Origin of the sequence: Arthrobacter sp. BL-252-APC-1A, from assembly GCF_009696625.1 — a bacterium.
Taxonomy (GTDB): Bacteria; Actinomycetota; Actinomycetes; order Actinomycetales; family Micrococcaceae; genus Arthrobacter_B.
On record NZ_VULS01000012.1, the window covers coordinates 70510 to 82473 of the forward strand.

Consider the following 11964-nt stretch of genomic DNA (forward strand, 5'->3'; position numbering starts at 1 on the left):
GCGTCACACACCATAGTGTGAGGCATGGACGAAGAACTGCTGGGTGGACATCTCCAGGAACTGCGCCGCGGAACTGTGGTGCTGGCCTGCCTCTCCATCCTGAAACAGCCCGGCTACGGCTACGGGCTGCTGGAAGCGCTGGAACAGGCAGGTTTCGGCGTGGAAGCCAACACTCTCTACCCGCTGCTGCGCCGCCTTGAAAAGCAGGGACTGCTCACCAGCTCGTGGGATACCGAAGAAGCACGCCCGCGGAAGTTCTACACCACGTCCGAGGAAGGCCGGGAACTGCTCCGGGCCCTGCTCCAGGACTGGGAGAACCTGCACAACTCCATCCGCCTGCTCAACGAAGGACAGCCATCATGAGTACCCTCACTGACCGTTACGTCTTTGCGGCCCTGCGCTCCATCCCGGAAGGCCAGCGCGGCGACATCGAGCGGGAACTGCGCGGTTCAATCACCGACGACGTCGAGGCGCGGGTGGAAGGCGGGCAGTCACCGGCCGAGGCCGAAACCGCCGTCCTCACCGAACTTGGGGACCCCGCCCGGCTTGCCGCGCAGTACACCGGCCGTGAGCTCTACCTGATTGGCCCGGACCTTTTCCTGGACTGGTGGCGCCTGCTGAAGACGCTCGCCATCATCATCACGCCGCTCTCCTTTGTCGGCTCGATAGTGGTGCGGATGGCCCTCGAGCCCGGCGAGCCAGCCGGAGCCTTCGGCGCCGCGATCGGCACGGCCATCAGCGTACTCGTGCACCTTGGTTTCTGGGTCACCCTGGTTTTCGCGATCATCCAGTTCAACGGCACCCGGCGCAAGGATCTGGGCCTGCAGCCGTGGTCCCCCGCCGCGCTGCCGCAGGTACCGCGAAAGTCCCAGGTCACCCTCGGCGACACCATCGCCTCGGTGGTGCTGGTTGCCTTCTTCATCGGCGTGCTGCTCTGGCAGCGGATCGGGTCGCTGCTGTACCTCAACGGCGAACCCGTGGTGGTGCTGCAGGAAGACCTCTGGAGTTTCTGGCTCCCGTACGTGATCGTTTTGCTGGTCCTCGAGGCGGGTTTCGCCGTCGTGCTTTATCTGGCCGGACGCTGGACCTATGCCTTTGCCGCAGTGAACACCGTGCTTGCGCTGGCCTTTATGGTGCCGGTGCTGTGGCTGCTGTCCACGGACCAGGTCTTTGACTGGAGCTTCCTGGCGAACGTCGACTGGGGTGCGGACGCATCCACCTGGATTGCGGGCATCACGGCGGCGACGGTGCTGGTTATCGGCGTCTGGGACATCGGCGACGGATTCATTAAAGCCTGGAAGGCCGGCAGACCGGCGGCTGTTCCAGCTGATGTCCGGTAGCAAAAACACGACGGCGCCGCGCGGGGAGATCCCGGGCGGCGCCGTCGTTTTTTGCGGACGCTGGTTAGTCGCGGCGTCGCTGCAGCCAGGGCTGCAGGAGGCCCGTGACCCACGGCAGCACCCAGTAGGCCATGATCGGAGTCAGGATCGCAGTGGTGATCAGTACGCGCAGCGGCATCAGGATGTCATCCCAGACCGGAACGGTCAGTCCCACCAGCCAGGTGAAGGCCAGGTTCACCGGGAAGAAGCCCAGCCAGATGGCCACGGCCTGCTTCCAGCGGGGCGGTTTCACGGGAGTCTCAAGGTCCGTGATGGACGACGGCGCGTCGAACCAGCCCTCAATACCGGTACGGCGGGTAACGGTGCGGTCCTCAACCATGTCCCGGCCGCGCTCAAGCCAGTCGCGCCGGGGCTCGGAATGTTCCCAGGCATCCAGCGCAGCCGCATCGGAGAACCGGTACAGCATGTGCCACTCATCGGACGTAGCGGAGGCGCGGACCCATCCGGACCCGAGGAACCCTGGCCAGGTGTTGGCGAGGTTGACGCCCTCCTGGACCCAGTGGGTGGCCTCAGGCACACGGCGGGGATCGACCCGCCGGGTGATGGAGACCGTCACCGCCTCCGGCCCGCGGGCCGGAAGGGTGTCAGTGTGCGTTGATGTCATGTTTCCAAGTATCCGGGGGTACTGCGGTGCCGGACTAATCCGGAGCCTTCCCCGGCTGCTGCGGGCACCCCGTTGCTGTTCAGCCGTACAGCTCGGCGGCGAGGCCGAGCATCGCGGCCACACTCCGGGAGGGCCGCAGGGCCGACGGCCACACCATGGAGACCGGAACCGGACGGACCGCGGGGCTAAGCGGCCGCACTACCAGCGGACGGCCTTCATAGGACAGTTCTCCGGCCGGCTGCTGGACGAGGATGGCGTAGCCCATCCCGCGTCCCACCAGCGAGCGCGTCACCTCATAGTCCGTAGTGCGGAACCGCACGTTCGGCACCAGGCCGGCGGCATCAAACATGGTCATGGTGTTCTCCCGGCTGGGATCAACGTCCAGCAGGATCATGGGTTCGGGCGCCACATCGCCCAGGGACAATTCGGTCCGTTCCGCGAGTGGGTGCCCCGCCGAGAGCACCACGGCCGGTTCGGCCGCGAACAGCGGCTGCCGGTTCAGCCCCGCCGGAAGCGAGAGATCGTAGGCGATGGCGACGTCGAGCTGTCCGTCCGCCAGCCGCCGGTGGATCTCCGACTGCGGACCGTCATAGAAGTCCAGCTCCACCAGCGGATACCGCCGCCCGTAGTGCTCGATCAGGCGGGCCAGCACCGTCGGGGCCAGCGTCAGGTAACAGCCCAGGACCAGTGAACCGCGCACCTCGGCGTCGCTGCCGCCGGCGTGGAGCTGCAGGTCAACGGCGTCCACCAGCAGGCTCCGCGCCCGGCCGAGCACGTTCTGCCCGGCCGTGGTCAGTGTGATGCCGTGCGCCTTTCGCCGGATCGCCAGCTGCGCCCCGAAGGCCCGTTCAAGGTTGTTCAGCGCCCCGGCCACTGCCGACTCGGAGACATGCAGGCTCTGGGCCGCAGCCGCAATACTGCCCTGGTCAGCGACGGCGGCGAAGACCTCCAGTTGCCGCAGGGTGTACCGGAGCATGCATAACCTCACTCAAAGCGTGGATATTCAATGATTTCTTGTACTTTACCGTGGATATGACGCACGGCACACTGGGCAGGCGGGTGCCGCCGCAACGCACACGAGGAGATCACCGATGACCACCCCGGATACCACCCAGTCCCCCGGCTGCCCCTTTTCCGGCGTGCCGGCGGACAACGGCTCCGCCGAAGCCGCCTTCCCTGGTGCGGCCGCCGGCGTTCCCGGCACCATCCCAGCGGCCGGGGAATTCCGCGAAGCGCCCGTGGCCGACTGGGTAACCATCCCCGACCTGTACCGGGACCCGTTCCCGATCTACCGGCGGATGCGCGAGGAAGCCCCGGTGCACTGGGTACCGGCGGTGAACCGATACATGGTGACCAGCTACGCCGCCTGCCACACCATCGAGCAGGACGACGCAACCTTCTCCGCCGATGAAACCGGTTCACTGATGAAGCGGTCCATGGGCCATTCAATGCTCCGCAAGGACGATCCGGAACACCGGGTTGAACGGGACTCCTACGGGTCCACACTGCGTCCGGGAACCATCAAGAACCACTGGAAAGCCCTCTTCGAGGCGAACAACGAGAAGTACCTAAGGGAGCTGGAGGCCAAGGGCTCCGGCGCCGACTTCGTCTGGGACTACGCCGCACCCTACGCCGCGGAGAACCTTCGCCTGGTCTGCGGGTTCCACAACGCCACGCAGCAGGACCTGCAGCGCTGGAGCCAGACGATGATCGACGGCACCGGGAACTACGCGGACGACGCCGATGTCTGGGAAAAGAGCGCCCGCTCCTCTGCGGAGGTGGATGCCGCGATCGACGAAATGCTGCCGTACTTCCGGAAGAACCCGGACCACTCGCTGCTCTCCGGGCTGGCCTCGATGCCGATCCCCCTGGAAGCCATCCGCGCAAACCTGAAGATGACCATTGGCGGCGGGCTGAACGAGCCGCGGGACGTCCTGGGCACCACGGTCTGGGCACTGCTGGAGAATCCGGACCAGCTCGCCTCGCTCCAGGAGGACCCCAAGCTGTACGCCGCGGCCTTCGAAGAATCCGTCCGCTGGGTGGCCCCCATCGGCATGTACCCGCGGGAAGCCACCCGGGACACCGTGCTGGAGGGCATCCGCCTGCCCAAGGGAGCGCGCATCGGCGTCGTGATTGGGGCCGCCAACCGTGACCCGGCGGTCTTCGAGGACCCGGAAACCTACAACATTCACCGGCCCAGGAAACCGCACCTGGGTTTCGGCGGCGGAACGCACTTCTGCGCCGGCACCTGGGTGGCCCGCACCCAGGTGGCCCAGGTGGCCATGCCCGCACTCTTTGACCGTTTCCCGCGCCTGCGCCTGGACCCGTCGGCTGAGACGGTCGACGCCGGCTGGGTCTTCCGCGGCATGCTCAAGATGCCCGTGCGCTGGGACTAACCCCGACTTTCCTAGGAGAACCATGAACACCGTTACCTTTATCCAGCCCTCGGGCGCGCCGGCCACTGTGCGCGTGGAGCCGGGCACGTCCCTGATGCGCGCCGCCGTCACCAACGGAGTGGACGGCATCGTCGGGGAATGCGGCGGCCAGGCGATGTGCGCCACCTGCCACGTTTATGTCCGCCCCGAGTTCGCCGCGGCGCTCCCGGAACCCAGTGACGACGAAGAGGAGATGCTGGACTGCACCACAGCTGAACGGACGGAGCTTTCCCGCCTGGGCTGCCAGATCAAGGCCTGTGCGGAACTGGACGGGATCGTCGTCGACGTTCCGGCGGAACAGGTCTGAGATGTCCGTAGTCATCATCGGCGGCGGGCAGGCCGGGCTGCAGGTTGCGGACTCGCTGCGCAGCGGCGGCTACCAGGACGGCATCACGGTCATCGCCGAGGAACCGGGCCTGCCCTACCAGCGTCCGCCCTTGTCCAAGGACTATCTGGCACCCGAGGGCAACCCTGCACCGCTGCCGCTCCGCGCGGCATCGTTCTTTGCGGACAAGGAGATCACGCTGCGCAGCGGCGTGCGTGCGGCCGCTGTGGACCGCACTGCCCGGACCGTGACCCTATCCGGCGGGGAGCAGCTGGGCTACCGGCACCTGGTCTTTGCCACCGGCACCGCGAACCGTGCCCTCACCTGCCCGGGCGCAGACCTTCCCGGCGTGCATCTGCTGAGGACACTGCCCGACGCCGAGGCGCTCCACTCGGCCCTGGCTGCGGCCCGCCGCGTGGTGGTGGTGGGTGCCGGCTTCATCGGGCTGGAAGTTGCCGCCGCTGCCCGGGCACGCGGCTGTGAAGTGACGGTGCTGGAGTTCGCGCCAGGCCCCATGGGGCGGGCCCTGAGCCCCGCCATGGGTGCCTGGTTCGCCGGGGCCCACGCCCGTGCCGGAATCCGGCTGCGCTTCAACGAAGGCATCGCCTCCTTCGAGCCGGGCATGGACGGCAGGGTTGGCTGGGCGGTGTCCACGACCGGTTCCCGGTACCGGGCGGATCTGGTGGTGGCGGGCATCGGCGTCGTGCCCAATGATGCGCTGGCCGCCGCGGCCGGGCTGGAAACCGGGAACGGCATAGTGGTGGACGCCGCCCTGCGCACCTCGGATCCGTCGGTCCTGGCCGTGGGTGACTGCGCCAGTTTCCCGTCAGTGCACGCGGGGGCACGGATCCGGGTCGAGTCGGTGCAGAACGCCACGGATCAGGGTCGGCACGCGGCGCGGACCATCCTCGGATCGGCCGAGCCGTACACGGACCTGCCGTGGTTCTGGAGCAACCAGGGCAGCCTGCGGCTGCAGATCGCCGGCCTGTCCGCACCCGGGGACCGGACCGTGTTCAGCGGCGATCCGGAGTCCGGAAAGTTCTCTGTGCTGTGTTTCCGGAACGAACGGCTGTCCGCCGTGGAGTCGGTGAATTCGCCCGGGGAGCATTTGGGTGCACGGAAGCTGCTGGCGGCCGGGATCAGTCCGTCACCTGAGGAGGCTGCTGCCCCCGGCTTCAGCCTGAAGGCACTGGCGCGGCAGGCCGTCGCGGCGTCGTCCGCTTAGCTTCCTCCCCCTCCCCGCCCCCGCCCCCGCTCCCGCTCCCGCTCCCCATCGAGAGGGCAGAAACTGCTCTTTTGAGCCCTCAAACGGGCAGTTTCTGCCATCTCGATTAGCGGGCCGGGGTAGGCGGGCCGGCTCAGGCGAGGACCAGGAGCCGCTCGCCGAGCAGGACCAGTGCCACGCACACCATCAGGATGCCGCTGGCCAGGGTGACCGCGCGGGCTGCTGCAGGCCGGGAGCGGAGCAACCGCCGGGCACCGAGCGCCACCAGGGTGTAGACGAGCACGGAGACACCGAAGTGGGACAGCCCCAGCACCAGGGACTGCAGCGGCAGCGCCAGGGCTGCCGCCGGATCCACGAACTGCGGGATCAGGGCCAGGTAAAGCAGCAGCGCCTTCGGGTTGGTGCCTGAGGTTCCCAGCCCCTTGAGGAACTCCCGGCGCTCGACCGCGCGGCGGGAGCGGACCGGCGCGCGGACGGCCAGGGCCACGGACCCGGAGCCACTTGAACCGGAGCCCTCCGCTACGGCCGGTTCTGACTCCGCCCCAGACGCGGGCACCGGCGTCGTACTTCCGTCTGTAAATCCGGCGCCGCGCCAGGAACGCATCGTGGAGATGCCCAGCCACAGCAGGTACGCGGCGCCGGCCAGGGTCAGGCCGGTGAGCAGCCCGGGTGAAGCCGCGATCAATGCCGCGAGCCCGGCGACGATCAGCGCGGTGTGGACCAGGTAGCCGGCGCAGAGCCCGGCCACGGAGGGGGCCACGCGCCGAGCGCGCAGGCCGGAGGAGATGCAGTACGCCCAGTCAGCACCCGGAGTCATGGCCAGGGTGATCGAAACCGCCGCGAACCCCGCGAGCTGTGAAAGATCCATTCCTCAACCCTAGGAAAAACGTGGCGCGAAGTGCTGACCGGAATATGCTGCACAAACGGGTTTCACGATATGGTTTTTGCGTGATTGACGCCATTGACCGTGAAATCTTGCGCCTGCTCCAAAATGACGGACGGATGAGTGCGACGGCGCTGGCCGCCCGGGTGGGGCTGACCGTCGCACCGTGCCACCGCCGGATCAAGGAGCTTGAACGTGCCGGGGTGCTTACCGGATACCGTGCCGTGGTGGATCCTGCCGCCGTCGGACTGGGCTTCCAGACCCTGGTGTTCGTGACCCTGCGCGACCGCACGCAGATGCTGGCTTTCGAGGAGGCCGTTGGCCGGCACGAGCAGATTGTGAAGGCGGACCGCCTCTTCGGTGATCCGGATTTCCTGCTGAAGGTGATTGCGGCGGATCTTCCCGGCTACCAGCAGTTCTACGACGATGTGCTGGTGAACCTGCCCGGGGTGGAGAAGCTCACCAGCACCATCGTGATGAAAACCGTCAAGGAAGAAGCCGGCCTGCCGCTGTGAGGTGAGCGGCGCGGAGCCCTCCCGTAAATTGGGACCTATGCCCACTGAAACCGAGGAACTTACCGTCAACGTTGGGGACGGGACCGTTAGTGCCGTGTTCGCCCGGCCCGCCGATGCGTGGGCGTCCATGGTGGTGGCGCATGGAGCCGGGTCCGGCATGGAGCACCCCTTCCTCACCGGCTTCACCAACGCGATGAACGACGGCGGCGTGGCGACCTGGCGGTTCAACTTCCCCTACCGGGAGGCCGGCAAGAAGTTCCCTGACCGTGCGCCGGCCGCGATTGCCGCGTGGCGGGCCGTGATGTTCGCGGCGGAGGACAATGCCGGCGGCGTGCCCGTGTGGGCGTGCGGAAAGTCCTTCGGCGGCCGGATGGCTTCCATGGCTGTGGCGGAGGGGATGCAGGCCGCGGGGCTCGTGTATCTCGGGTACCCGCTGCACCCGCCGGGCAAGCCTGAGAAGGTTCGCGACGAGCATCTGTATGGGTTGAGACTGCCCATGCTGTTCCTGCAGGGAACCCGGGATCCGTTTGCCCTGCCCGGCGAGCTGGAACCGGTAGCGGAAAAGATTGGGTCCAACGCCGTCGTCGAACGTATTGAAGGCGGGAACCACATGTTCGAGGTAGCCGGGAACAAGCGGCCGCAGGACGTGATCGGGGCGTCGCTGGCTTCGCCGGTGCTGGAGTTCATGCGTTCCCACCGCGGCTAGCAGCAACGGCTCGCAACCTTTGCGCAGATACCGTCGCTTTGAAGGGCCCACCCCAAACCTTTGCGCAGATACCGTCGCTTTGAAGCGCCCTGAGGAGCGTTTACTGCACGAGGGTTGTCCCTGAAAGGCCCTAAGGGACGTCAACTCCCCGAAGGTTTGCTGGACTGTTCTTGTCTCCACTCATGGCAGCGCCAGGGTCGGATTACCCGCACCACTCCCCTTGGGGTTCACCTGCAGTTCGGGCGGGTTGCCAGGACTCTGGCCGGCGTCTTCTGTTTTGACGGAACCCCCGCGGCGCTGCCACGATCATTGGGGACGCAGCGCCGTACATGGCGCGCAGCAGTTCATCAACTATTCGCTTCATCTGCCGCGGGCTCCTGCGGCGCTCGTCCAGGAGGACCTTTGGCACCGAACCCCGCCCTGCAGGCCGTTTTCTGGGACATGGACGGAACCCTTGTGGACACCGAGCCATACTGGTTCGCCGCCGAAAAGGAACTGATGGCCCGGTTCGGGGTCACCTGGAGCGATGAGCAGGCCATGGAACTGGTGGGCAACGCCCTTCCGGATTCAGCACGGGCGTTGCAGGCCGCCGGAGCCGACCTGGGGATCCGGGAAATCCTCGACGGGATGCTGGACAGCGTAATCCGGTCCGTACGGCGCGAAATCCCCTGGCGTCCCGGAGCCCGCGAACTGCTGGCCGAGCTTTACGCCGCAGGAATTCCCTGCGCGATGGTGACTATGAGTGAATCGCTGCTGGCCCAAGTCATTGCCGATCAGCTGCCGGAGGGCACCTTCAGGTTCCTGGTGACCGGAGAGATGGTCGCCAACGGCAAGCCTGATCCGGAGCCCTACCTGCTGGCAGCGAAGCTGATGGGCGAAGAACTGGGCACGACCATGGACCTGGACCGCATTGTTGCCGTGGAGGATTCGCTGCCCGGCGTCGCCTCAGCCAAGGCCTCAGGTGCCGTGACCATTGCTGTGCCCAACGCCGTCGACATTCCCCCCCAGTCCGGTATCACGCGCTGGGAAACCCTGGCCGGCCGCACCGTTGAGGATCTGCAGGCGCTGGTTGCGGACAGGGTTACCGCTTCGGCTTAGGGTCTCCCTCTCCGCACGGTGAGTCCGGAGGATTTAGACCGGTTGCAAGGCCCGCAGAGGATTTGAAGATTATCCTCTGTACTATTTCCTCCCAGCGCTACTGGGATAACGTGGTCATACTGCAATTCTGACGAGGATCCGCACGCCTGGCAGCTCCCGCCATCTCTCAGCCACACCAACTGCTTCAGATCGTCCGGAATGTGCTCTCGCTTGGTCTTCTGACGTGGGATAGGTCCCATAGCGACGATGGCCTGAGCCCGCTCCACCTGCTGACGCTGCCGATGTGCCTTCGAAGTGATGAGCGCATATACCTGATCAGCGTTGAGCTCCTCAGATTCCCAATAAAACCTGTCCTGATAATGCCAGTATCGACGCGTACCGATGCGTGCCACCAGCTTGGGATATTGCCTCTGCCGTTCATGATGATTCAGAAATTCACGCTCACTGATCCTTCTCAGCTCGTAAGACTTCCTACCAACCGTTATGACAGCCGGACCGTTGCTGGTCCAAAAACTCCTGCGATGACTGAAAGTCACATTCTCGGCTCTTCTGAGCATCCCCTAGCCCTAAGTTTCTAGTCCAACGATTATTCTCATCATTGCCTAATGACGGCTGTGGACAAGAACAAAACGCCTAGAGCGACCGACTCTTCGAATAGGGGGCAGACACAGTCCTGGGCTAGTACGGCGTGTGCTGGTGGAGGGCGAGCTTCCACTCGCCGTCTTCCTTCGCGTACACACTGCTCAGCAGGGCCGTGTACGGCGTCCCGTCCCGGTCTGCGCGCACCTTGTAGGTGAGGACACCGACGTCGGGCCCTAGATAGGACTCCTCCGGGTCAATGATCTCGAAAGCTGACCAGGGCGGGCCGCCCATGGACTCAATAACCTGCCGGCGGTCCGCGATCCGCAGGCCATTCGTCAGCATCATCACGGGCTCACGCGCCAGCACCTCCGAGTAGAACGCGGTCGCTTCCTCCGGTCCGGTGGACAGCGCGTGCCAGCCGGCCGTTTCAAGTTCCACGAGTTCGTTTTCCATGGTCCGGGAGTGTAGACGCGCCGCAGGCGAACCGACAGGGAGCGAAGGAAACTGCACGCCGGAATAACCCCCGGTGCGTGGGCGCTGGAGAAGGTGTGAAGAAGATTGGATTCCTTTCCTTTGGCCATTATCAGGACGTCCCGGGTTCCCTGACCCCCACGGCCGGCGACGCGCTGCTGCAGGCCATCGACCTGGCGGTCGCGGCTGAAGAGGTCGGCGCCGATGGTGCGTTCGTACGTGTGCACCACTTCGCGCCGCAGCAGGCGTCGCCGTTCCCGCTGCTCGCCGCGATGGCTGCGCGCACGTCCCGGATCGATCTGGGCACCGGCGTAATCGACATGAGGTACGAAAACCCGCTGTACATGGCTGAAGAAGCCGCCGCAACGGACCTGATCAGCGGCGGCAGGCTGCAGCTTGGCATCAGCCGGGGATCCCCCGAGCCTGCGCTGCGTGGAGCCGAGTCCTTCGGTTACGTTCCTGGTGAAGGCGAAACCGACGCGGACATGGCCCGCCACCACACCGCTGTCTTCCGTGCCGCCATCACCGGCCGCGGCATGGCGCCGGCCAACCCGCAGATGACCGGGCACTCAGGCCTGCTGCCGATCGAACCCCAGTCTCCCGGTCTGAGCGACCGCATCTGGTGGGGTTCCGGCACCCGCGCGACGGCGAAGTGGACCGGGGAACAGGGCATGAACCTGATGAGTTCAACGCTATTGACGGAGGACACCGGCGTCCCCTTCGACGAGCTGCAGGCGGAGCAGATCCACGCCTATCACGAGGCTTGGAAGGCGGCCGGGCATCCCGGGCAGGGGAAGGTCTCCGTCAGCCGCAGCATCATTCCGCTGGTCAGCGACCAGGACCGGCGCTACTTCGGTCTCCGCGCGCAGGCTGAAGCCAAGGACCAGGTGGGCCGCCTCGAAGGCGGGCTGGCTCGGTTCGGGCGCAGCTACGTCGGCGAGCCGGATGTCATCGCCAAGGAACTGGCCGACGACGCCGCCGTCCAGCTTGCTGACACCGTGCTGGTCACCGTGCCGAACCAGCTCGGCGTCGACTACAACGCGGCGCTGCTGGAGAACATCGTGAAGCTCGTGGCGCCCGACGCCGGCTGGCGGTAAGCACACGCGCACCGGCGCCGTCGCGCTTCCTCATCGAAATCACAGAAACTGCCCGTTTGAGCCTCCAAACGGGCAGTTTCTGTGATCTCGGTTGGTGGACGGAGGGCTACTTCTTGCGGCCGAACACCAGCGACGCCAGCGCAGTGGCCGCAGTGACGGTGTAGACCGACGGCCAGGCGCCCATCTTCTTGGCCAGCGGGTGGGAGAGTCCAAAGGCAGCCACGTAGGTGGTGGTGAGGGCGACGGCGGTGCCCGTACCGGCGTCGCGCTTCCACAGCGCAAACGCTGCAGCACCTGCTGCGGCGAGGACGGCTCCCCCAAGCTGGCGGTTGCCGGTGTCGCGGGCGGTCTTGTAGCCGCCGATCAGGCCGGCGGAAGTAATGAGCGGGGTCAGAAAAGATGCCACGGTTTTCTCCTTCGATTGGACTTCTCCCAGCCTAACCCCGCTCATCGAGAGGCCAGTTACGGCTCCTTAGCCCCGGCTAAGTCAAGTGGTGGGTGCAACGCTGGGGGGTTAGGCTGCCGGTTGCAGCAGCATGTTCAGCCGGTTGGCTGGGGTATCCATGTCCAGGGTTGGTCTGGGTCTGCGGTTGAGCTTTGCGGCGATGCGGTCCAGATCGTTC

At 66.0% G+C, this 11964-nt stretch carries 15 protein-coding genes; 9 read left to right on the forward strand and 6 right to left on the reverse strand.

The features are described 5' to 3' along the window. The first annotated feature begins 24 nt into the window (after positions 1 to 24). Positions 25 to 363: a PadR family transcriptional regulator gene (locus FYJ28_RS15655; protein ID WP_154579966.1), complete on the forward strand. Its 339-nt coding sequence runs from the start codon at positions 25 to 27 to the stop codon at positions 361 to 363. After that, entirely contained in the window at positions 360 to 1340 is a 981-nt protein-coding gene (locus FYJ28_RS15660) for a permease prefix domain 1-containing protein (RefSeq protein ID WP_154579967.1), read from the forward strand. The genes FYJ28_RS15655 and FYJ28_RS15660 overlap by 4 nt, the downstream gene beginning before the upstream one ends. A gap of 64 nt (positions 1341 to 1404) precedes the next feature. Here the strand turns inward: FYJ28_RS15660 and FYJ28_RS15665 are convergent, their stop codons facing one another. After that, positions 1405 to 2004, reverse strand: coding sequence for an antibiotic biosynthesis monooxygenase (locus tag FYJ28_RS15665; protein ID WP_154579968.1), 600 nt, complete (start codon positions 2002 to 2004; stop codon positions 1405 to 1407). Positions 2005 to 2083: 79 nt separating this feature from the next. Continuing rightward, positions 2084 to 2980 (reverse strand): LysR substrate-binding domain-containing protein, encoded by an 897-nt coding sequence (locus tag FYJ28_RS15670; RefSeq protein ID WP_154579969.1) that lies wholly within the window; start codon positions 2978 to 2980, stop codon positions 2084 to 2086. Between the two features lie 115 nt (positions 2981 to 3095). Between FYJ28_RS15670 and FYJ28_RS15675 the strand changes: the two genes are divergently transcribed. From FYJ28_RS15675 to FYJ28_RS15685, 3 genes are read left to right on the forward strand one after another with little or no spacing between them, the layout of a single operon-like run. After that, positions 3096 to 4400, forward strand: coding sequence for a cytochrome P450 (locus FYJ28_RS15675; protein WP_154579970.1), 1305 nt, complete (start codon positions 3096 to 3098; stop codon positions 4398 to 4400). Between the two features lie 22 nt (positions 4401 to 4422). Further along, entirely contained in the window at positions 4423 to 4746 is a 324-nt protein-coding gene (locus FYJ28_RS15680) for a 2Fe-2S iron-sulfur cluster-binding protein (RefSeq protein WP_154579971.1), read from the forward strand. Between the two features lies 1 nt (position 4747). Next, positions 4748 to 5989, forward strand: a complete 1242-nt coding sequence (locus FYJ28_RS15685) for an NAD(P)/FAD-dependent oxidoreductase (RefSeq protein ID WP_154579972.1) — start codon at positions 4748 to 4750, stop codon at positions 5987 to 5989. 133 nt (positions 5990 to 6122) lie between these two features. On the opposite strand, the gene FYJ28_RS15690 is transcribed toward FYJ28_RS15685, so the two are convergent. Continuing rightward, the gene (locus FYJ28_RS15690; protein WP_154579973.1) at positions 6123 to 6857 is read right to left on the reverse strand and encodes a LysE family translocator; all 735 of its coding nucleotides are present in this window, start codon (positions 6855 to 6857) and stop codon (positions 6123 to 6125) included. A gap of 80 nt (positions 6858 to 6937) precedes the next feature. On the opposite strand from FYJ28_RS15690, the gene FYJ28_RS15695 reads away from it, so the two are divergent. The 3 genes from FYJ28_RS15695 (at position 6938) to FYJ28_RS15705 (ending at position 9191) form a co-directional block, all read left to right on the forward strand. Then, positions 6938 to 7387, forward strand: coding sequence for an Lrp/AsnC family transcriptional regulator (locus FYJ28_RS15695; protein WP_152225667.1), 450 nt, complete (start codon positions 6938 to 6940; stop codon positions 7385 to 7387). A gap of 37 nt (positions 7388 to 7424) precedes the next feature. Continuing rightward, positions 7425 to 8093, forward strand: coding sequence for an alpha/beta hydrolase family protein (locus FYJ28_RS15700; protein ID WP_154579974.1), 669 nt, complete (start codon positions 7425 to 7427; stop codon positions 8091 to 8093). 402 nt (positions 8094 to 8495) lie between these two features. After that, complete coding sequence (locus tag FYJ28_RS15705; RefSeq protein WP_154579975.1) at positions 8496 to 9191, forward strand: HAD family hydrolase; 696 nt, start codon at positions 8496 to 8498, stop codon at positions 9189 to 9191. On the opposite strand, the gene FYJ28_RS17735 is transcribed toward FYJ28_RS15705, so the two are convergent. Together FYJ28_RS17735 and FYJ28_RS15715 are read right to left on the reverse strand one after the other, a co-directional pair. Continuing rightward, positions 9188 to 9748 carry an HNH endonuclease signature motif containing protein gene (locus FYJ28_RS17735; RefSeq protein ID WP_154579976.1) on the reverse strand — a complete coding sequence of 187 codons (561 nt, stop codon included), beginning with the start codon at positions 9746 to 9748 and terminating at the stop codon, positions 9188 to 9190. The genes FYJ28_RS15705 and FYJ28_RS17735 overlap by 4 nt on opposite strands. Positions 9749 to 9869: 121 nt before the next feature. After that, on the reverse strand, positions 9870 to 10226 hold the full coding sequence (locus FYJ28_RS15715) for a nuclear transport factor 2 family protein (RefSeq protein ID WP_154579977.1): 357 nt from the start codon (positions 10224 to 10226) through the stop codon (positions 9870 to 9872). A gap of 95 nt (positions 10227 to 10321) precedes the next feature. On the opposite strand from FYJ28_RS15715, the gene FYJ28_RS15720 reads away from it, so the two are divergent. Continuing rightward, a complete protein-coding gene (locus FYJ28_RS15720; protein ID WP_326831765.1) occupies positions 10322 to 11341 on the forward strand; it encodes an LLM class flavin-dependent oxidoreductase in 1020 nt (339 codons plus the stop codon). A 106-nt stretch (positions 11342 to 11447) separates the two neighbouring features. Here FYJ28_RS15720 and FYJ28_RS15725 read toward each other — a convergent pair whose 3' ends face one another. Then, on the reverse strand, positions 11448 to 11747 hold the full coding sequence (locus tag FYJ28_RS15725) for a hypothetical protein (protein ID WP_326831766.1): 300 nt from the start codon (positions 11745 to 11747) through the stop codon (positions 11448 to 11450). Between the last annotated feature and the right edge of the window lie 217 nt (positions 11748 to 11964).

Bases quoted from the DNA above. Each gene is read 5' to 3' on its own strand.
- FYJ28_RS15655 (WP_154579966.1), top strand. From the start codon at position 25: ATGGACGAAGAACTGCTGGGTGGACATCTCCAGGAACTGCGCCGCGGA.
- FYJ28_RS15660 (WP_154579967.1), top strand. From the start codon at position 360: ATGAGTACCCTCACTGACCGTTACGTCTTTGCGGCCCTGCGCTCCATC.
- FYJ28_RS15665 (WP_154579968.1), bottom strand. From the start codon at position 2,004: ATGACATCAACGCACACTGACACCCTTCCGGCCCGCGGGCCGGAGGCG.
- FYJ28_RS15670 (WP_154579969.1), bottom strand. From the start codon at position 2,980: ATGCTCCGGTACACCCTGCGGCAACTGGAGGTCTTCGCCGCCGTCGCT.
- FYJ28_RS15675 (WP_154579970.1), top strand. From the start codon at position 3,096: ATGACCACCCCGGATACCACCCAGTCCCCCGGCTGCCCCTTTTCCGGC.
- FYJ28_RS15680 (WP_154579971.1), top strand. From the start codon at position 4,423: ATGAACACCGTTACCTTTATCCAGCCCTCGGGCGCGCCGGCCACTGTG.
- FYJ28_RS15685 (WP_154579972.1), top strand. From the start codon at position 4,748: ATGTCCGTAGTCATCATCGGCGGCGGGCAGGCCGGGCTGCAGGTTGCG.
- FYJ28_RS15690 (WP_154579973.1), bottom strand. From the start codon at position 6,857: ATGGATCTTTCACAGCTCGCGGGGTTCGCGGCGGTTTCGATCACCCTG.
- FYJ28_RS15700 (WP_154579974.1), top strand. From the start codon at position 7,425: ATGCCCACTGAAACCGAGGAACTTACCGTCAACGTTGGGGACGGGACC.
- FYJ28_RS17735 (WP_154579976.1), bottom strand. From the start codon at position 9,748: ATGCTCAGAAGAGCCGAGAATGTGACTTTCAGTCATCGCAGGAGTTTT.
- FYJ28_RS15715 (WP_154579977.1), bottom strand. From the start codon at position 10,226: ATGGAAAACGAACTCGTGGAACTTGAAACGGCCGGCTGGCACGCGCTG.